The sequence below is a fragment of the Streptomyces griseoflavus genome (assembly GCF_014649995.1).
Lineage (GTDB): Bacteria > Actinomycetota > Actinomycetes > Streptomycetales > Streptomycetaceae > Streptomyces > Streptomyces griseoflavus.
The window spans coordinates 60,840-80,345 of sequence record NZ_BMUC01000025.1; the positions used below are offsets into that span (position 1 = coordinate 60,840).

The 19,506-nt window shown below is 72.4% G+C and carries 12 protein-coding genes; 3 read left to right on the plus strand and 9 right to left on the minus strand.

What is annotated here, in order from left to right; all coding sequences use genetic code 11:
* Positions 1 to 136: 136 nt before the first annotated feature.
* The gene (locus IE172_RS32955; RefSeq protein WP_190101032.1) at positions 137 to 592 is read left to right on the plus strand and encodes an FMN-binding negative transcriptional regulator; all 456 of its coding nucleotides are present in this window, start codon (positions 137 to 139) and stop codon (positions 590 to 592) included.
* Positions 593 to 657: 65 nt separating this feature from the next.
* On the opposite strand, the gene IE172_RS32960 is transcribed toward IE172_RS32955, so the two are convergent.
* On the minus strand, positions 658 to 1,302 hold the full coding sequence (locus IE172_RS32960; protein ID WP_042172902.1) for a TetR family transcriptional regulator: 645 nt from the start codon (positions 1,300 to 1,302) through the stop codon (positions 658 to 660).
* 149 nt (positions 1,303 to 1,451) lie between these two features.
* Here IE172_RS32960 and IE172_RS32965 point away from each other — a divergent pair, with 149 nt between their 5' ends.
* Positions 1,452 to 2,960 (plus strand): MFS transporter, encoded by a 1,509-nt coding sequence (locus IE172_RS32965; protein WP_229886698.1) that lies wholly within the window; start codon positions 1,452 to 1,454, stop codon positions 2,958 to 2,960.
* A 313-nt stretch (positions 2,961 to 3,273) separates the two neighbouring features.
* Entirely contained in the window at positions 3,274 to 4,509 is a 1,236-nt protein-coding gene (locus tag IE172_RS32970; RefSeq protein ID WP_190101033.1) for a cytochrome P450 family protein, read from the plus strand.
* Here IE172_RS32970 and IE172_RS32975 read toward each other — a convergent pair.
* From IE172_RS32975 to IE172_RS33010, 8 genes are all read right to left on the minus strand, one after another.
* Positions 4,463 to 7,276: an ATP-binding protein gene (locus tag IE172_RS32975; protein WP_229886700.1), complete on the minus strand. Its 2,814-nt coding sequence runs from the start codon at positions 7,274 to 7,276 to the stop codon at positions 4,463 to 4,465. The two genes, IE172_RS32970 and IE172_RS32975, sit on opposite strands and share 47 nt — an antisense overlap.
* Before the next feature lie 265 nt (positions 7,277 to 7,541).
* Positions 7,542 to 9,635, minus strand: a complete 2,094-nt coding sequence (locus IE172_RS32980; RefSeq protein WP_438817032.1) for a HelD family protein — start codon at positions 9,633 to 9,635, stop codon at positions 7,542 to 7,544.
* A gap of 384 nt (positions 9,636 to 10,019) precedes the next feature.
* Positions 10,020 to 11,558 carry a prenyltransferase/squalene oxidase repeat-containing protein gene (locus tag IE172_RS32985; protein WP_190101035.1) on the minus strand — a complete coding sequence of 513 codons (1,539 nt, stop codon included), beginning with the start codon at positions 11,556 to 11,558 and terminating at the stop codon, positions 10,020 to 10,022.
* Positions 11,555 to 12,376 (minus strand): glycoside hydrolase family 16 protein, encoded by an 822-nt coding sequence (locus IE172_RS32990; protein WP_190101036.1) that lies wholly within the window; start codon positions 12,374 to 12,376, stop codon positions 11,555 to 11,557. Before IE172_RS32990 ends, IE172_RS32985 begins: the two co-directional genes overlap by 4 nt.
* 32 nt (positions 12,377 to 12,408) lie before the next feature.
* Complete coding sequence (locus tag IE172_RS32995) at positions 12,409 to 15,564, minus strand: non-ribosomal peptide synthetase (protein WP_190101037.1); 3,156 nt, start codon at positions 15,562 to 15,564, stop codon at positions 12,409 to 12,411.
* An 86-nt stretch (positions 15,565 to 15,650) separates the two neighbouring features.
* Positions 15,651 to 16,481 carry a hypothetical protein gene (locus tag IE172_RS33000; RefSeq protein ID WP_190101038.1) on the minus strand — a complete coding sequence of 277 codons (831 nt, stop codon included), beginning with the start codon at positions 16,479 to 16,481 and terminating at the stop codon, positions 15,651 to 15,653.
* Between the two features lie 192 nt (positions 16,482 to 16,673).
* Positions 16,674 to 17,450 carry a thioesterase II family protein gene (locus IE172_RS33005; RefSeq protein ID WP_190101039.1) on the minus strand — a complete coding sequence of 259 codons (777 nt, stop codon included), beginning with the start codon at positions 17,448 to 17,450 and terminating at the stop codon, positions 16,674 to 16,676.
* On the minus strand, positions 17,447 to 19,506 hold a 2,060-nt coding region (locus tag IE172_RS33010), incomplete at its 5' end, for an acyltransferase domain-containing protein (protein WP_190101040.1). The genes IE172_RS33005 and IE172_RS33010, both read right to left, overlap by 4 nt.

The window sequence follows — 19,506 nt, forward strand, 5'->3', positions numbered from 1 at the left end:
CCCCTTCCAGCGCGACCGGGTCGTGTGAGCGCAGGAGCGGGAACGGCCGGATCGACTAGCCCTACGGCAAGCTGCGCGGGCATCTCTCGCGGGGCAACCCGATCTGTGAGGCGCTGGCCTGCACGTCGAGGTGGTGGTGGCGTTCCTGGCCCCCAGCGCCTACATCTCGCCCGACCACTACGCCTCCCAGCCGCACTTCCCGACCTGGGCGTACGCGGCCGTGCACGTCACGGGCCGGCCGCGGCTGCTGGACGAGGTGCGCACCATGCGCCAGCTGGACGACCTAATCGAGGGCCAGGAGAGCCGGCTCGCACCGAAGCAGCCCCGGTCGCTGCCGCGCCGGGCGAGCGCGCTGTTCGACGAGTACCTGCAGCTCATCCAAAGGTTCGAGATCCCGATCGGGCGCATCGACGGCGTGTACAAGCTCGGCCAGAACAAGTCCCCGGCCGACATGGCCTCCCAGGCACGGGCCTTCCGGGAGCGCGGCACGGACAGCATGGACCGGCTGGCCGACTACATCGAGCGGCACAACAACCTACCCAGGCAGGAGCACGGCCATGGCCCGGATCAGCCGGCGGACGCGGCCGGCTGATCCGGCGTACGTCGGCAGAACGACGACGGCGCCGCCTCTTCGGAGGCGGCGCCGTCGTCGCGGTTTCACTTCTGGGCGGCTGCCCCAGCCAGTCCCTGGCGCAGCAGGGCGTAGGCGTGGTCGGTGTCGGCCACCGCCTCGGGGTAGACCTCGTCAGCGGACCGGCCGGCGACGATGCGCTGCCAGTTCACCGACGCCAGGATGCGCTCGGTGGCGATGACCTGGCCGGCCAGCAGGGCGGCCGTGATCTCGCGGTCGGAGTCCAGCGCGTCGACCAGGGCCTGGGCGAGCGCCTCCTCGGCCTGGGCCAGGTACTGGCTGACGCGTGCCACCAGGCTGGGCGTGGAGTACACGAGGTGGTGGAAGGCGAGGACGTCCTCGTCGTCGTTGAGCCCTGTGATGGGGTCCCGGGCCGCCAACCCGTCCAGGAAGTGCTGGTGCAGGGCGTCGATCGCGGACACCCCGGGCGGCCGCTCCGCGACGACGGTGCTGCTCACCGTCTGGTGGTCGGCGAAGCGGTGGACGACCAGGTCTTCCTTGGTGGGGAAGTACTTGAACAGCGTGGGTTTGGAGACCTCGGCGACGGCCGCGATGTCGACGACCGAGACCTGGTCGAACCCGTGTTCAAGGAAGAGCGTGATCGCCGTGTCGGAGATCGTCTCTCGCGTTCGCTGTTTCTTGCGCTCCCGCAAGCCCATCGGCGCATTCACCAGGCCATCCTAGCACATCCCCTTACCCGGGCAATCAGATGACTGAGTCTGCGAATTGACTTGGTTAAGGAATCTGCTCTAGTGTCCGCCAGCGGAAAACGGACGGGCCGGACCGAGCGCCGCCCGCGGTGAGGGAAGGACATCAGGACATGGCACAGGCAACCATGGCACAGGCAACAGCGGCCTCCACCGAGAGGTCGGTGCGCTACCGGTGGTCGGGGTTGGGGGTGATCGCCCTGGCTCAGCTGATGGTCATGCTGGACATGACCATCGTGAACATCGCCCTCCCGTCGGCCCAGCAGGACACCGGGATGTCGGACGCGAGCCGGCAGTGGGTGGTCACCGCCTACACCCTCGCCTTCGGTGCCCTGCTGCTGCTCGGCGGACGGGTCGGCGATCTCGTGGGCCGCAGGCGCGCCTTCGTGGCCGGCGCCGTCGGCTTCGCCGTCGCCTCGGTGGCGGGCGGCGCCGCGCCGAACGCCGAGGTGCTCGTCGGAGCCCGCGCGGCGCAGGGCGTGTTCGCCGCGCTGCTCGTGCCCTCGACCCTGGCCATGCTCGCCACCACCTTCACCGAACCGCGCGAACGCGCCAAGGCGTTCGGTGTCTTCAGCTCGGTTGCCAGCGCCGGTGGCGCCATCGGCCTGCTGGGCGGCGGCGTGATCACCGAGTACCTCGACTGGCGCTGGTGCTTCTACGTCAACGTGCCGATCGGCGTGGCCGTGGCGGTCGGGGCCTTGCTGCTGCCGGCGATGCCCGCCAACCGCCAGCGCGTGGACGTCCCCGGCGCGGTGCTCTCCGCCTGCGGCATGCTCGCCCTCGTCTACGCCTTCGACCAGGCGGCGACCCACAGCTGGACCTCGCCCCGCGTCCTCGGCTGCCTCGCGACCGCCGTGGTCCTGCTCGCCGCGTTCGGCCTCACCCAGGCCAGGGGGCCGGCTCCGCTGCTCCCGCTGCGGCTGGTCGTCGACCGCAACCGGGCGGGAGCGAGCCTGACCATCGCCCTGGCCATGGTCAGCCTGTTCGGCCTGTTCCTGATCCTCACCTACCAGTTGCAGGTGGTGATGGACTTCTCGCCGCTGCGCACGGGCCTGGCGATCCTGCCGGCGACCGTGGCGACGGTGCTCACCTCCACCCAGATCGCCGCCCGGCTGGTGCCCCGCGTCCCGCTGCGCCTGCTGGTCGTGCCGGGCCTGTTCATCGCCATGCTGGGCCTGCTCAACCTCGGCCGGCTCACCCCCGACAGCTCCTACGCCTCGACGCTGCTGCCCACCCAGATCCTGCTCGGCATCGGTGTCGGACTGGTGATCTCGCCGTGCATCAGCGTCGCCACCTACCGCGTGCCGCCGCAGGAGGTGGGCGTGGTGTCGGCCTTCGTCTCCACCTCCCAGCAGCTGGGCGGCTCCATCGGCACGGCCCTGCTCAACGCCATCGCCACCAGCGTGACCGCCGACCGAATCGCGGGCGGCGGCCGCGGTGAACGGGCCGTGACCGAGGCGACCGTTCACGGCTACGCCGTCGCGAGCCTGTGGGCCGCGGGCATCACCGCCCTCGCCGCCGTACTCGCCGGCCTGCTGATCACCATCGACCTGCGCAAGCCCGCCCAGGCTTCCCCGGAGCAGGCGCGGGCCACGGAAGGCGACCTGGCGCCCAGCAACTGACCGCGCCCCCACCGGACCAGCAGCCGCCGGGCGACCTCCCCCGGCCCGGTGGCTGCGCCCCGACCAGCAGCTGCCGGGTGATTTCCCCCGGCCCGGTGGCTGCGCCCCGACCAGCAGTCGCCGGGTGACCTCCCCCGGCCCGGAGGCTGCTCCGGCCGCCCGCCGGAACCCACTGAACGGACCCGGCGGGCGGCCCCTATCAGGCCCCTACACCCCCTCATCTCGCCGCAGATCAGGCCCGGCCACCAGAGGCGTACATAGGCTCAGCGCCACCCGCGAACGGCCCGGAGCCGTCACTTTCGAGGATGTGCCCATGCTTCAGGATTCAGCCCCTCTGGAACTCGACGACGCGTTCATGCAGGACCCGCACTCCGTGTACGCACGGCTCAACGCCGAAGGCTCGGCGCACCGGGTGATGATGCCTCCCGGGGTCCCCGTGTGCGGCGGACTACCGGTCTGGCTGATCACCGGCTACGAGGAGGTGCGGTCGGCGCTGGCGGACCCCCGGCTGAGCACCGACCTCAACCGGACGGATCGGCTGTTCGCGCAGAACGAGCCGGACCGCAACAAGCGTGGCGCCTTCTCCTCCGCCCTCGCCACCCACATGCTGCACTCTGACCCGCCGGACCACACCCGCTTGCGTAAGCTGGTGAACAAGGCCTTCACCAGCCGCGCCATCGAGAAGCTGCGGCCGGAGATCGAGCAGATCACCGGCGAACTGCTCGCCGCCCTCCCGGACGACGATCCGGTGGACCTGCTGGACTCGTTCGCGTTCCCGCTGCCGATCCGGGTGATCTGCCTACTCCTGGGCGTGCCGCTGGAAGACCAGGAGAACTTCAAGTCCTGGTCCAAGGCGCTCGTCTCCGGTGACTCGCCGGCCGCGACCGCCGCCGCCTCGACCGCGATGATTGAGTACCTCGGTGAGCTGATCGAGCGCAAGCGCCGTACGCCCACCGACGATGTGCTCGCCGCGCTGGTCTCGGCCCGTGACGTCGACGACCGGCTCACCGAGACCGAACTGGTCTCGATGGCCTTCCTGCTGTTCATCGGGGGCCACGAGACCACCGTCAACACCCTCGGCAACGGCACGCTGCACCTGATGCGGAACCTGGACCAGTGGGAGGCGCTGCGCCAGGACCGCTCCCTCCTGCCCGGCGCGGTCGAGGAGTTCCTGCGGTTGGAGAGCCCGCTGAAGCACGCCACCTTCCGCTGCGCCACCGAGGACCTGCGCATCGGTGACACCGAGATCCCGGCTGGCGACTTCGTACTGCTGGCACTGGCCTCCGCCAACCGGGACCCCGAGCGCTTCGGGGATCCGCACACACTGGACGTCCGCAGGCCCATCGGCGGCCATGTCGCCTTCGGGCACGGCATCCACTACTGCCTCGGGGCGCCGCTGGCCAGGATGGAGGCGCAGGTGGCGTTCGGCGTGCTGCTCGACACCTTCCCCGCCATGCGGCTCGCGGTCGATCCCGAGGACATGCGGTGGCGCACCAGCACCCTCATCCGCGGGCTGCACTCACTGCCGGTGCGGCTGAACCGCCCATAGTGTCCAGGCCCTGCGGCAGTTCGTCACGGCGGGACAGGTTGAGCTTGCGCAGGACACGTGTCATGTGCTGCTCGACCGTGCTGACCGTGATGAACAGCCGGCGGGCGATCTCCCGGTTGGTGTGGCCCTCCGCCGCGAGGGCGGCCACCCGCAGCTCGGCCTCGGACAACACGTCATGCACCTGCTCCGAGACCTCATGCCCGGCAGCGCAGCGCCGTCCCTCGGCCGCCCGCTCCGCGTCCGGCAGCAGGTTCTGGCTGAGCGGCTCGGCATGGCATTTCTTCGCCATCCGGTAGGCACGCCGGACGATCACCCGGGCCCGGTTGGACTGCCCGAGCAGATGGTAGACACGGCCCAGATCACCCAGGGCGTGCGCCAGCAGCCAGTCGCTGCCGGAGGCCTGGAGTTCGTCCACGGCCTCCTGCAGCGCCTGCAGCCGCGGCCGGGGCTTCATCGTCGAGGCCAGCAGGCGCAGGGCGTTGCCGTGCACCCGGGGACTGCTCTTGTGCCGGGCCAGTTCCTCCTGCAGGTAAGTGACGGCCTGGTCCGGCTCGCCCAGGCGCAGCCGGGCTTCAGCCACCCCGGTGCGCCACGGGATAAGCGTGGTGTCGCCTACTCCCCAGCTCTCCAGGGCCTTGCCGCATGCCAGGAAATCTCCGAGGGCGGCCTGAAGACGCCCGGTAGCCAGATGGAACTGGCCTCGGGAGTACAGGTAGTGCTGGCCGAAAACGGTCTGGAAGACCGCCTTGGGCACCGGGCGGCAGAGCCGGGCCCGCGCCTCGTCGTACCGGCCCATGGCGGTCAGCGCGTACACCGAACTCGCCAGTGGTAGGGCGATGCTCAGACCCCAGCCCTGCGACGACATCCGCGACAGGGCCAGGTCGCTGTGGGTCTCCGCCTCCAGCAGCCGGCCCTGCCGGATGAGGTTCGCAGCCCGTAGGGAGGACAGCAGTGCGATGTTCCGCTCGCGGGCCGCGTCCAGCAGCGTGGTGCACCACGCGTCGACCTGTTCCGTGCGGTCGGCATAGAACAGGGTCATCAGCGCCAGCGGGATGGTTTCCAGGGTCGGCGTCAGACTGGACATCTCCAATAAGTGGGCGGCGCCGACCACTGCCTCCTCCGCCTCACCGCCCCGTAGTACGACGGACAGAGCGGTGGCTGCTTGAAGGCGCGGCTGCGCTGCGATGGCCGCAGGAGTGAGCTCCTCGGTGACGTCGGGGGTCACCTCACCGAACATGCGCCGGTGGAACGGCGGGCACAGCACGGACAGCCACTGCTGCAGCGCGCGGGCCTCGGCAAGGCCCTGCTCGTCCGGCTCGTCGGCCAGTTGCCGGTCGACCAGGTGCAGCATCTCCGCCGCCTCGTCGACGTAGCCGTGCCAGACCAGGTTCTTGATCAGGGACATCGCACCGGACAGGGCCGTGAGGTGCCCGGCTTGGAGGGCCTCCTTCAGCTCCGGGAGCCGGCGCATGGCCTTGGCCGGGTCGACCTGCCAGGCGGACAGGGTGTGCTGGAACAGGATGGACGCCCGCAGAGGCCCGTCCGGGCAGATGACGTGGGCCAGATCGAACAGCCGCATCGCCTTGGGGAACTCGTCCTGGGCGAGCGCCTTGATAGCGGCTTCCCGGAGCAGTGGGGGAGCCCAGGATTCCGCGATACCTCCCGCCGCCACGATGTGTTCGGCCACCGTGGCCGGATGTGCGCCGTTGTCGTGCAGGAGTACGGCGGCCCGCCCGTGCAGCCGCGCCCGCTCCTCGGCGGAGACCTCACCTCCCAGCACGGTGTGCATCCTCGGGTGACGGAAGTCCGGTCCCGCCAGCAGGCCGGCCTGGGTCAGCTCCTGAAGGTGCCGGGTGGGCGGGTTCGTGCTGTCGCGGTCGAGCAGCACCGACAGCGCGTCCGGCCCCAGCACCGCCAGGTGCCGGGCGAGATCGGCCGCGGGCGCGCTGACCCGGTGGATGCAGTCGACCACCGCGGAGTCGAACATCTCCCCGGCGACCGGCCGTAACGCGGCCGCGCCCGTGTACGTGCCCTGCAGAGCGTTGCAGGTGTCCTCGACCAGCGCCCGCGTCAGCAGCGGGCTGCCCCCGCTCGCCGCGTGGAACTCCGCGGCGCCGGCCTCGTCGGCGGGCACGCCCAGCCGCTCGGTGAGCAGCAGCCGGATGTCGCCGACGGTCAGCGGGCCGACCCGCAGCTGATGGAATCCGGGCTGCCGGGCGAACTCGGCCCGCGCGGTGGCGTACGGGGGCAGGGCTTGCGGCCGGTCGGTGAACACCGCCAGGATCCGGGAGGCGACCATGCGGCGGGCGAGGTGCCCGAGGCAGCCCAGCGACTCGGGGTCGGCCTCGTGGATGTCGTCGACGGCGAGGACGAGGGGATGGCCGTCGGCCAATTTCATGACGGCCGCGCAGAATTCATCCAGGGCCTTGTCACGTTCACCCTCCGGTGCCCGAGTGACGGCCGCAAGGCTGCGGCCGACGGCTGCGAGCGTGTCACTCGTCCGCTGTGAAGCTCCTTTGAATCGCCCTGTGTGCCACACGAGTTGATGGACCACGCCCCAGGAGTTGGCGCGCTCCCTCGGGGAGCAGGCCGCTCTCAGGACGAGGGAACCGGATTTCGCCGCGCTCTGGCTGAATTCGTGGAGGAGGGCGGTCTTGCCGATCCCCGCAGGGCCACTGACCAGGGCGATCGGACCCGCTTCGCGGTCGCGTGCGGTCAACAGGTCATGCAATCGGGTGAGTTGTATGTCCCGTCCGACGATGGACATGGCGCAGGTGCTCCTATGGTGCCGAGGCTTGGTATGTCTTCAACAATCCTGCAACTTCAGACAGTCCGCGGAACCTTCAGTGGTCATTGCCACAGGGATTTGGCGCAAGTGCGACCGTCGACAACGGCAATTCGGCCAACTTCGAAAGTCAGGGCAATTTTCCGCCTTGGGGTTCTTCAAAGAGGCGTAAAGAAAATGCGGCCCGGGGGAGTCCCCGGGCCGCACCTCTCGGACAGGTCTCGACCGTTCTCGGACGGTCCGCGCCTCAGGCGGCGAGCGGCTCCGGCAGCGGCCGGGTGTGCAGGACGTCGAGACGGGACACCGCACGCGTCACCACGACGTACAGCCGGTGCAGTCCGCGCGGCTCGGACTCGACGATCGCGGCCGGCTCCACCACGACGACATGGTCGTACTCCAGGCCCTTGACGACCGTCGCGGGCAGCACGGTCACCCGGGCGGCCGTGCCGACCTCCTCGGCCGTCGCCGTCTCGATGCCCGCCCGGCGCAGCGCCGCCGAGGTGGCGACGACCGCGTCGTCGGCGGCGATGACCGCGACCGACCCCTCGCGGTCGAGGGCCGCGCGGACGGCGGACACGGTGGCGGACGCCAGGTCGTCGACGGCGCTGACCGCCAACTCGCCGTCATGGCGCAGCGAGCGGGCCGGCGGCACGTCCACGCCCAGGGCGCCCACGAGCCGGTTGGCCAGCTCCATCACCGCGGCGGGCACTCGGAAGCCGGTGGTCAGCGGGACGACCGTGGCCTGCGCCTTGCCCAGGTGCGTCAGCTGCTCCTGCCAGGTCCGCGCCGACCACGGCGCCGTCGCCTGGGCCAGGTCGCCCAGCACCGTGATGGAGCCGAACGCGCTGCGCCGGGCGATCGCCCGGCACTGCATCGGCGACAGGTCCTGGGCCTCGTCCACGACCACATGGCCGTAGCCCTCGGGGCGTTCGATGAGCCCCGCGACCTCGTCGAGCAGCAGCATGTCCTCGACCGACCAGGTGGCGCTCTTCTCCGACCGCGGAGGCTTCGCCCACAGCAGAGCCCGCTGCTCGGCGGCGTCGAACACCCCGTCCGCCGCAGCCTCCATCACCGCCGGATCGCTCAGCAGCGTGGCCACGACCTCCTCCGGCCGCGCCACCGGCCACGCCGCCTCCAGCAGCGCGGCGACCGGCTTCGAACGACCGATCTTGCGCGCCCAGGTCACGCTCTTCGGGCCGGCCCGCCGCTCGGCCTGCTGCTGGATCAGCGTGACCACCCGCGAACGCACATGCTCGCGGCCGATCCCGTACGGCACCCCCATGCCCCGCACCTCGTCGATGACCCGGGCCAGGTCGTACGAGTCCACCCGCCAGCGGTACGAGCCGTCGGTGACCGCGATGGACTCCTCCGGGTGCCTCACCCGGGCGTACAGTGCGCGCTCGAGGACGGTGGCCATACGGTCGCTGTGCTTCAGGACGCTGACCTCCTCGGAGTCCGCCTGCCGCACTGGGTGCCGTGCGACGACGTCCTCCACCGTCAGCTGGGCGATGTCGATCTCGCCCAGCGACGGCAGCACCTCGGAGATGTAGCGCAGGAAGGTGCGGTTCGGGCCGATGATCAGCAGACCGCTGCGCTGCAGCCGCTCGGGGAACGTGTAGAGGAGATACGCGGCGCGGTGCAGGCCGACGGCGGTCTTGCCGCTGCCCGGGGCGCCCTGCACACAGACCGACTCGTTCAGCTCGCTGCGGACCAGGTTGTCCTGTTCCGGCTGGATGGTGGCGACGATGTCGCGCATCGGGCCGAGGCGGGGCCGCTCGATCTCGGCGGCGACGATCGTGCTCGCCGCGTCGCCGCCGTCGTCGCCGCGGGCGTGGTCGAGGTGCTCGTCCTCAAGTCCGGTGAGGTCCTCGGGAGCGCCGTGGCTCCACGGCGACCACCCGAAGCGCCGCCGCACCGCGACGCCGCGCGGCTCCAGGGCGCTCGCCTGGTAGTAGGTGCGGGAGACCGGCGCACGCCAGTCGATCACCAGGGGCGGTGCGGCCGGGTGTTCCGAGACCCGCCTGCGGCCGATGTAGTACCGCTGCCGCCGGTGGTCCCCCGCCTCCTCGGAGTCCTCGAAGTCGAGCCGGCCGAAGAACAGCGGGCTGTCGGGCTCCTCCGCCATCTGCCGTGCGCGGGTGCGCAGGTAGCGGCCGAGCGCCTCGGCACTCGCGCCGTCACCTGACACGTCCTCGCCCGCGACGACCTGGTACTGGGCATCGTCCACCTGCCGGGTCATCGCCTCGCGGCACACCGCGACGTACGCACGCTCCAGGGCCAGCTCGTCGTCGAGTCCGACGGCCTCCTGGGTGCCGTACGTGTCCTGAACGTGTGACGTCATCGATCGACCTTTCCGAAGCGACGGCCTTGCGCGCCGCCCGACGAGGCCGGACGGCGAATTCCGGGTCCCAGCATAACTGAACCCGGTTAATAGACTGGCTGAGTTGTGTTATTGCTGGCCGGATACCGACGGCCTACGCGCAGTGCTCGGAGCGGGTGCGTACGGCTGGGCGCGACCAGCGCTCCGCGCGGCCGGTGTCGACCGGGCCGCGGCCGGAGATGCCGGGGGTCTGCTGCCGCCGGGTCGCGGTCACGTTCCGAGCGGCCGGTAGCCGCCAGGCGCGGCCCGCGCTTCGAGAGGCCGGGCACCGCCGGGTGGGACCAGCGGTGCCGGCGCAGTCGGCGACTGGTGACCGCCGGCCGCCGACAGCGCTTCGGTGGCCCGTTACCGCCTGGCCGCGATCAGTGCGCCCAGCACCGCCGCGTGGACCAGATGGCCGGGGGCGTACAGCTCCTTGCCGATCCACAGTGGGGGGTGGTGTTCGGCGTCCAGGCCCTGTTTCAGGAGGAAGGCGCAGCCTCGGTGTACGGCCTGGGTCGCCTCCTCGGAGCGGGCGTCGCCGTCGGCGGTGAGTTCCAGCAGGGTGCGTACCGCGTAGGCGGTCTCCTCCGGTGTGCCGTCCCAGCGGCCCCAGGAGCCGTCCTCGTGCTGCCGGTGCAGGAGCCAGTCGACGGACCTGCCGAGGGCTTCGGCCGACGCCGGGCCGGCGTACCGGTGCAGGGCCAGGGCGCAGCGCATCGTCGCGAAGTAAGGCGAGGCGTGCCACTTGTCGGACCAGCTGCCGTCCGGCCCCTGGCGGTCGCGCAGCCACGACGAGATCCGGGCGACGGCGTCCCGGTACCGGTCCCCCTCAGCAGGACCGTCGGCCAGGTGGCAGCCCAGCGCCTCCAGGATGTGCGCGTTGGTGGTCGTGGACGGCTCGTGCTCCGGGATGGTGGACGTGAAGTGGCTGCCCGCGTCGTACTGCCACAGGTACTCCGGCTCCTGCGGCGCCCCCAGGCGGGCCAGGGCCGTCAGGACGATCGCGCTGGTCTCCGCCTCGTACGCGAACCCCGGTGCGGTCGGCGCCCCGGACCGGCCGACGTCACCCGGCAGCTCCTTCAGCAGCGGAGCGAGCACCTCGCGCTCCACCCCCGCCGTCGCCAGGTTTCCGGCGATCCACGCCCGCTCGTAGTACACGATCGAGGTCATCGCGGCGACCGCGCCGGATCCCCGCTCCTGGGCCTGCCGCAGGAAGCGCACCGAGGGGTGCGCGGGGTCGGCCGGCTCCCGCGGGCCGAGCCAGGCGGCGGTCGCGGCAGCGGAACAGCCGACGACCCCGTCGACCGGCTCCATCTCGGCGGCGCCGACGGCCGCCGGGCCCACGATCTCCAGGTAGTGACCGGCGAGCGGGTTGCGCCAGGCACCCCCGCGCAGCCCACGCAGCGCCTCGTCGGTCAGCCCGTGCGGCAGCGCCAGCGGCTGCACGGGCTGACCGACGAGGACGGCGAGCTGGGCGTTGATCCCCTCCACCAGGGCGGGGATGACCATGAAGAACACGACCGTCGACGGCACCGGCTCCTCGGCGCTGCGCACCACCAGCGCGGCCGCCGCCGCGAGCCCCCGCCGCGCGGCCTCGACGAGCGCCGCGGGCGGCAGCGGCAACTCGCCGCCCTCCCGGCCCAGTACGGTCAGCAGCGCCTCCGTCGCGCTCAGCGTCGGCACGAGGGCGTACCCGCCTGGGCCGCCCCAACTGCCGTCGGACCGCTGCTCGTCGAGGAGATACCGGATCCGGGCGGCGTCCCCGTCCAGCCACGGGGCCAGCGACACCAGCCGGGCCGTCTCGTACACCGAGGGACCCAGCGCGCCGGTCGGGTCGTCCAGCACCCGCTCGACCAGCTCGGCGACGAGCCTGTCGAGGTCCACGTCCGTGGGCGCGCTCACGCGGGGAGCTCCTCGGAGACGGTGATGCTGTCGACGAGCAGCGACGACGGCAGCGTCGCCGGGTCGGGGTCGCCCGGCAGGACCGGGCCGCCGGGGCTGCCGATGATGATCGCCAGACAGAAGTACACGGGCTGGTCGAACAGCCAGCCCTTCGGAGTGGTGTCCTGCGGGGTCAGCTTCAGGTACTCGCGGCCGTCCAGGTACCAGGTGATCGAGTCGGGGCCGCGCCGCCAGACCACCGAGTAGGTGTGGAAGTCCGCGCTGAGCGGGCTGCCGTCCTCCGTGGTCGTACGGGCGCCCATGCCCAGGGACGGGATCTGGTGGCACTCGGGGGAGTGGACGGCACCCCACACCGAGTCCGGCTCGGAGCCGAGCGCCTCCAGGACGTCGATCTCCCCGGCCCGGTACCACGCCTGCACCGGGTCCTCGTCGCCCCGGTGCCGCAACTGCGTGCCCCAGGCCCACAGCGCGCAGTCCAGGCCCGGACCCGCTGCGGTCTTCACCCGGGCGTCCAGGCGCAGCGCGCCGCCGGGCCGCGGCACGAAGTCCTCGCGCCGGGTCTCCAGCCACGCCGCCCGGTACTCCCCGTCCTCGTGCGTGGCGGTGATCCGCAGGTGTCCGGCGCCGTCGAGGCCGACGTTCGCGGGGTCGTCCGTGTGGAACTCGATGCCGGCGCCGAACGGCTGCCCGGTGACGACCTGCCACAGGGCGGGGTCGGGCGGGGACCCGGCCGGGCCCTCGAACGTGTCCTGCCACAGGACCTTCCACGACGGCGGCGCGGTCGCGGCGGCCGGGGCGGTGGCGTGCTTCTGGTTCACGGTCTCCATGTCCTTCTCGGGCTCCGTCTTCCTCAGTTGCCCGGGGCCGACGGTGCGGCGGCGTCCGGATCGAGATGCTCGGCCATGGCGAGCGGGGTGGGATGGGCGAACAGGTCGGCCAGGCGCACAGGCACACCCAGCGTCTTCTCGATGCGCTGCACGAGCTGCGCGCCGAGCAGCGAATGCCCGCCGCTGTCGAAGAAGTTGGCGTGCGGGCCGAGGTCGGTCCGGCCGAGCGTGCTCTGCCACAGAGCGAGCAGCCGCCCGGCCGTCCCCGACTGCGCCTCGGGCGAGGCCTCTTCCACCCCCGCGGCCGCACTGCGCTCGGAGCGGCGCTGCTCGGCGAGGCGGGTCAGCGCGAGATGGTCCCGCTTCTCGTTGGCGGTGGTCGGCAGCGACTCCAGCACGACGATCTCCTGGGGTACGGCGGCGGAGGGCAGCAGGGACCGGGCATGGGCCGTCAGCCCGGCGGTGTCCACCTCGGCCATGCCGTCCCCTCCCTCCGCTCCTTGCGCCGGTTCCACGAACGCGACCAGGGCGGCGTCCGGCCCGCCGCGCCCCACCACGACGACGGCGACGTCCCGTACGTCCGGACGGTCGAGCAGCACCGCCTCCACCTCGCCCAGTTCGATCCGGTGGCCGCGCAGCTTGATCTGGCGGTCGGTCCGGCCCAGCAGCTCGACGCTGCCGTCGGGCCGCAGCCGGGCCAGGTCGCCGGTGCGGTAGTGGCGCTCGTACGCGGGATGGTCGCGGAAGCGGTCCGCCGTCAGCTCGGGACGGTTGTGGTAGCCCAGCGCGACGCCCGCCCCGGCGATGCACAGCTCGCCCTGCACACCGACCGGCAGCTCCCGGCCGTCCGGGTCGACGACGAACACCTGGGTGTTGGCGATCGGACGGCCCACGTCCACGCGGACCACCTCGTTCGGCACCGGCCCCGAGGTGGACCAGATGGTCGTCTCGGAGGGGCCGTACACATTGAGCAGTGAGCCGCCCGAGGCGGCCAGCGTGCGGGCCAGCGCCGGCGGCAGCGGCTCCCCGCCGCAGACCAGGCGCCGGCCGGCGAGCTGCCCGTCCGCCGCGTCGGCGACGACCCGCCAGGTCGTCGGGGTGGCCTGCACGATGCCGACGTCGTGCGCGACGACCTCGGCGAGCAGGGCGCGGCCGTCGGTGCGGGCCTCGTCGGAGGCCACGACCAGCCGTCCGCCGCACACCAGCGGCAGGAACAGCTCCAGGGCGGAGATGTCGAAGGCGAAGGTCGTCAGCCACAGCACGGCGTCGTCCGCGGTGACCTTCAGCTCCTCGGCGAAGTGCTGGACCACGTTGGCGAGGCTGCGGTGGCCGACCAGGGTGCCCTTCGGCTTCCCCGTCGAGCCGGACGTGTAGATCAGGTAGGCGCAGCAGTCCGGATCGGGGCCGCCCGCACCGGGGTCCGGCAGCGGGCCGGAGCCGTCCCGCGCGAGCGGCTCCAGCGGAACGACCCGCGCCCGGACCCCCTCGGGCAACTCCACGCCCGGCGCCGTGAGCACCGCCTGCGCGCCGGAGTCCTCCAGGACGTACGCCAGGCGCTGCACGGGGTGCTCCGGATCGACGGGCAGATACACCGCTCCGGCCAGCCACACCCCGAGGGCCGCGGCCGCGAGTTCGGGACCCCGGGGCGCGGCGAGCGCGACGATGTCACCGGCCCTCACCCCGGCGTCCGCCAGGACGTCCCAGGTGTGCTCGGCGGCCCGCCACAGCTCCGCGTACGTCGTGCTGCGACCGTCGCCCACGACGGCCGGCGCGGACGGCGTCAGCGCCACCCGCTCCCGCACCGCCGCGAGCACGCTGGGCGGATCCACCGGGCGCGCGGTGTCGTTGTTCGCGGCCAGCACGGCGAGATCGGAGGGCCCGGCCAGCGGCAGTTCGCCCATGGGCCGGTCCGGCCCCTCCGCGGCCGCGAGCAGCAGCGCCTCGAAGCGTTCGAGCAGCCCCTGTACGTCGGCCCGGTCCAGCACCTGCGTGTAGTACGCGGCCCGGACGGTCACCTTGTCCGCCGAGGACAGGAAGAAGAACTCCAGGTCGAACTTGCTGAAGCCGTTCTCCACCGGGAGCCTGCGGGCCGTGGTGTCGCCGAGGGGGAAGCTCGTACGGCCGTCGTCCGGAACGTAGTTGAACAGATGGCGGAAGACGGTGTTGCGCCAGGAGGCGCCGCCGTCCCTGCGCAGTTCCGGCAGCAGGACGTCGACCGGCACATCGGCGTGGGCGACCGCCCCGAGGAACGCGTCGCGGGCGGTCCGCACCAGGTCGCGGAAGCCGCCGCCGAGGTCGACGGGTATGCGCAGCGGCAGGGTGTTGACGTGGTAGCCGACGGCCCTGGACGCCTCGCGCGCCCGGACGTTGACCGGGGTGCCCACCACCAGGTCGGGACCCGCACCGTGCCGGGTCAGCAGCAGGCCGTACGCGGCCAGCAGCACCACCGCCTCCGGCGCGCGCAGCTCCTTCTGCAGCCGGCGCAGTACCTCGGTCGCCCGCGGGGACAGGTCGGCCGTGATCTGGTCACCGGTGAGGGTCGGCTCGGGAAGATCCTCGCTGCCGCACCACAGGGCGAGGCCCGCGGCGTCGGCCCCGGCCAGCTGCCCGCGCCAGTACTCCACGGCAGCCGCGCGGGGAGCGGGCTCCCGGTACGGCGGCTGTGCGGCCAGCAGCTCCGCGGGTGGCGCGGCACCGGCCGCGAGCGCCGTGTACCCGGCGGTGAACTCCTCCAGCAGGACCGCGCCGGAGACCGTGTCGAAGACCAGGTGGTGGACGGCGAGACAGAACGCGTCGCCGTCCGCGCACCTCACCCGCGCGGCCCGCACCAGCGGCCGCCCGTCGATGTCGAAGGGACGCGCGATGAACTCCCCGACGACAGCGGCGACCTCACCCGGCTCCGCCGCCAGCTGCTCGGCCTCGATCTGCATGGCAGCGGAGTCGAGCACCTCCTTGACGAGGCCCGCCTGCTCCTGCCGGAACACCGTGCGCAACGCCTCGTGCCGGCGCAGCAGCAGATCGACCGTGCCCTGGAGCGCCGGGCCGAGCAGCGGCCCGTCGGCCTGAAGGGCGACGGAGAGGTTGTTGACCCCCTTGACGGGCACCAGCTCGTCCAGGAGCCAGAGGGCGTGCTCCTTGCTGTCGGCCGGGCGGGACCGGACTTCCGTTGCTTCTGGCATTCCAACCGTTCCGTGGGTTCGCGGGAATTCGCGGTGGGGCGTACGTACGGGATTCGCGCATACGGGACGTGCGCGTCCGTGACTTCTCAGGCGGGCCTGTCCGCGCCGAGCAGCTCGGTCACCGTGCGGGTGACACCGGGGTCGCGCAGCAGGTCGACGTGCGGGACGTCGACGCGCAGTTCCCGGCCCACGGCGATGTCCTGGCCGGCCGCGCGGGAGCCGTTCAGACCGCTCGTGGGCGACGAGGACGTGACGACGACGGCCTCCCGCCACGCGGGCAGAGGGTCGATGTCCGCGGCCGCGATCAGATAGCCGACGAACGACGCGAAGACCGCGGTGATCTCCTCCGTCCGCTTGGCGTCCAGCTCCAGCCGGTCGAAGGCGGGCTTGGCGGTACGCCGGTACACGTCGAGGAGTTCGGCGCCCAGCGCGGCCATCGTCGTGTGCTGCTCGTGCGCCCGCCGCGCCTCGTCCGCCGCCTGCTCGGTCTCCTCGGCACTCAGCAGGGCGGACATGGAGTCGAGGACCTTGTGGAACTGCGAGTACAGGGTCAGCGGGCCGGACTGCTCGGGGTCGAACAGCACCAGCGTGGGCGCCTGTTCCTGCCGGGCGGCGAGGCGCTGCGCGATCGCGCCCGCGTAGACGCCGCCGACACAGAAGCCGAACACCGCGCGGACCGGGCGGCCGTCGGCCGCCACCTCCTCCAGCCACCGCTCGACGGGGTCGGCATCGCCGGCACCGGTCCCGGCCTCCTGGGGAATCGTCTCCCAGATTGAGCAGGGCAGCAGGTCACCCAGACCCGAGGCCAGATCGGTGAAGCGGCCCTCGGCCCGGCCGGTGGCGTCGAAGTCCACGGCGAGCACGAGCTCGTGAGCGTCCGCGTTGCCGAGAACCCTCCACGTCTGCGGATCGGTCATGGTTCGGGATCCCCCATAATCTGTGGAAAACACTGCGTTCGGTTCGGTGGAAAACGGTGAACTCGCGTTCGTGGAGAACGGTGAATGCACGTCCGAGGACAGTGGATTCGTGTTCGGGGACGGTGAATTCGCGTCCGTGGAATACGGAGAATGCGCGGTCACGCTAACTTCGCCTCCTGGCTCGGATAACCCCTAGCCGACCCCTGCGACCCCCAGCCGCGTGGCCAGCACCTCGGCGACCGCGTCGGTCTGCTCCGAGACGTAGAAGTGACCGCCGCCGAAGACCCGCAGGTCGAACGGGCCGGTGGTGTGCTCCCGCCAGGCCCGGGCCTCCTCCACGGTGGTCTTCGGGTCGTTGTCGCCGGTCAGCGCGACGACGGGGCAGCCGACGGCCGCGCCCGGCGCACTGCGGTAGCGCTCGATCGCCTTGTAGTCGGCCCGCAGGGACGGCAGGAACATCCGGACGATGTCCTCGTCGTCCAGCGCCGCCTGCGCGGTGCCGTCCAGGGCGCGGATCTCCCGCAGCAGCGCGTCGTCGCCCTTGCGGTGCAGGTCCTCGCTGCGGTGCCGGGAGGGGGCCCGGCGCCCCGACACGAAGAGGGACACGGGCGTCACGCCCGCCCGCTGCTCCAGCCGCGCGGCCACCTCGAAGGCGACGGACGCGCCCATGCTGTGCCCGAACAGGGCGAGCGGGCGGTCGGTGCCGACGGCCTCGACGACCGCGTCGAACGCGGCGTCGGCCAGCTCGTGCAGGTCCTCGAAGGCGGGCTCCCGATGCCGATCCTGACGGCCGGGATACTGCACGGCCACCACGTCCAGCCGCCCGGACAGCGCCCGGGACAGTGCGTGGAAGGACGTGGCCGAGCCGCCGGCGTGCGGGAAGCACACCAGGGTGACACCGTCGGCGGGCGCCGGCTGGTAGCGGCGGATCCAGGGGCTCTCGATGGGTGCGGTACGTGTGGGGGTCATGACGCGGTCCTCTTCATTTCCTCGTGCAGGTGCGCGGCGAGCTCTGCCGGCGTGGGGTGGTCGTAGATCAGCGTGGGCGGCAGGTCGAGGCCTGTGACCTTGGTGAGCCGGGCGCTCAGCTCGACGGCTGTCAGCGAGGCGAACCCGGCGTCCAAGAAGTCCTGTTCGGCCGGCAGCGCGTGCGGGTCGGCGTGCCCGAGCACCGCGGACGCGGCCGACCGCAACGCCTCCAGCAGCAGCGCCGGCCGCTCGTCCTCGGACGCCTCGGCCAGGGCCCGCGCCAGGTCCCCGTCGTCCTCGGACGGCTGGGCGTCCTCCGGCGCGTCCGTGGCGGCGGGGGCGCGGCTGTGGTCCCACGTCGACAGCAGCGACAGCACCGCGTTCAGGGAGTCGGCCTCACGGGCGGAGTCGACGTCGAGCAGCGCGGCCAGAGCAGCGACGTCCCGGCTGCCGACAGCGCGCCAGAACCGCCGCTCCAGGTCGCTGCCGCCGGCCGGCGCCTGCTGCGGCCCCGACGGCAGCCAGTACGCCGTGCGCTGGAAGGCGTACGTCGGCAGCTCGACCGTACGGGCGCCGGTCGGGGCGAACACCGCCGCCCAGTCCGGGGACACACCGTGGACGTGCAGTCCGGCGACGGCCGTGGCCAGCGCCCGGGCGTCGGCGCGGTCGCGCCGCTGGACGGGTACCACCAGCGCCTGACCGCCGAGGCACTCCCGGGCCATCGCGGCCAGCACCGCGTCCGGACCGACCTCGACGTACGCGGTGACGCCCTCCTTCTCCAGATGCGTCAGCTGATCGGCGAAACGCACCGCCTCCCGTGCGTGCCGCACCCAGTAGCCGGGGTCCTGGAGCAGCCCGTCCGACGCCGTCTCGCCGGTGACGTCGGAGACGACCGGGACGCGCGGCGCCCGGTACGACACCTCGCGCGCGACCGCCGCGAACTCGTCGAGCACCGGATCCAGCAGCGGCGAGTGGAAGGCGTGACTGACCCGCAGCCGCCGGGTCCTGCGGCCCAGACCCTTGAAGTGTGCGACGATCTCCTCGACCGCGCCCTCACGGCCCGACACGACCACGGCCGACGGCCCGTTGACCGCGGCCACCCCCACCTCGTGCGTCCGCCCGGACAGCAGCGGCAGCACCTCGTCCTCGGCCGCCTGCAGCGAGGCCATGGCCCCGTCCGCGGGCAGCGACTGCATCAGCCGGCCACGGGCCGCCACGAGCCGCGCCGCATCGGGCAGGCCGAAGACCCCGGCGACATGGGCCGCTGCCAGCTCACCGATCGAGTGCCCCGCCAGCAGCTCGGGTCGCAGCCCCCACGCCTCAAGCAGCCGGAACAGCGCCACCTCGACGGCGAACAGCGCGGGCTGGGCGTACTCGGTGCGGTCCAGCAGCTCCGCCTCCGGGGATCCGGACTCCGCGAACACCACCTCGGCTAGGGGCCGTTCCAGCAGCGGTCCGAACTGCCCGCAGACCTCGTCGAACGCCGCCGCGAACACCTCGGACGAGGCGTACAGCTCCCGGCACATCCCGGGCCGCTGGGTGCCCTGCCCCGAGAACAGGAAGGCGACCTTGTGACCGCCCGCGGCGGCACCCGTCACCACGGACGGCGAGCCCTCGCCACGGGCCAGCGCCTCCAGCGCCGCGAGCCGCTCCGCCGGGTCGTCGCCGAGCACCGCACCCCGGTACGCGAACGCGGACCGGGTCGTGGCCAGCGACAGCCCGACCTGCGCGGCAGTCAGCTCCGGCCGCTCCTGTACAAAGTCCCGCAGCCGGGCGGCCTGGGCGCGCAGGGCCTCCGGACTCCTGCCGGACAGCACCCACGGCGGAGCGACGACCCCGCCCGGCTCGCCCTCCTCGGTCCCGGCCTCGTCCGGCGCGGCATGCTCCAGGACGACATGGGCGTTGGTCCCGCTGATCCCGAACGACGACACGGCCGCTCGCCGGGTACGGCCGGTCTCCGGCCACTCGGTGGTCTCCGACAGCAGCGAGACGGCTCCGGAGTCCCAGTCGACGTGGGTGGAGGGGGTGTCGACGTGGAGGGTCCGGGGGAGGAGGC

Bases quoted from the DNA above. Each gene is read 5' to 3' on its own strand.
- IE172_RS32965 (WP_229886698.1), top strand. From the start codon at position 1,452: ATGGCACAGGCAACCATGGCACAGGCAACAGCGGCCTCCACCGAGAGG.
- IE172_RS32970 (WP_190101033.1), top strand. From the start codon at position 3,274: ATGCTTCAGGATTCAGCCCCTCTGGAACTCGACGACGCGTTCATGCAG.
- IE172_RS32975 (WP_229886700.1), bottom strand. From the start codon at position 7,276: ATGTCCATCGTCGGACGGGACATACAACTCACCCGATTGCATGACCTG.
- IE172_RS32980 (WP_438817032.1), bottom strand. From the start codon at position 9,635: ATGACGTCACACGTTCAGGACACGTACGGCACCCAGGAGGCCGTCGGA.
- IE172_RS32995 (WP_190101037.1), bottom strand. From the start codon at position 15,564: ATGCCAGAAGCAACGGAAGTCCGGTCCCGCCCGGCCGACAGCAAGGAG.
- IE172_RS33000 (WP_190101038.1), bottom strand. From the start codon at position 16,481: ATGACCGATCCGCAGACGTGGAGGGTTCTCGGCAACGCGGACGCTCAC.
- IE172_RS33005 (WP_190101039.1), bottom strand. From the start codon at position 17,450: ATGACCCCCACACGTACCGCACCCATCGAGAGCCCCTGGATCCGCCGC.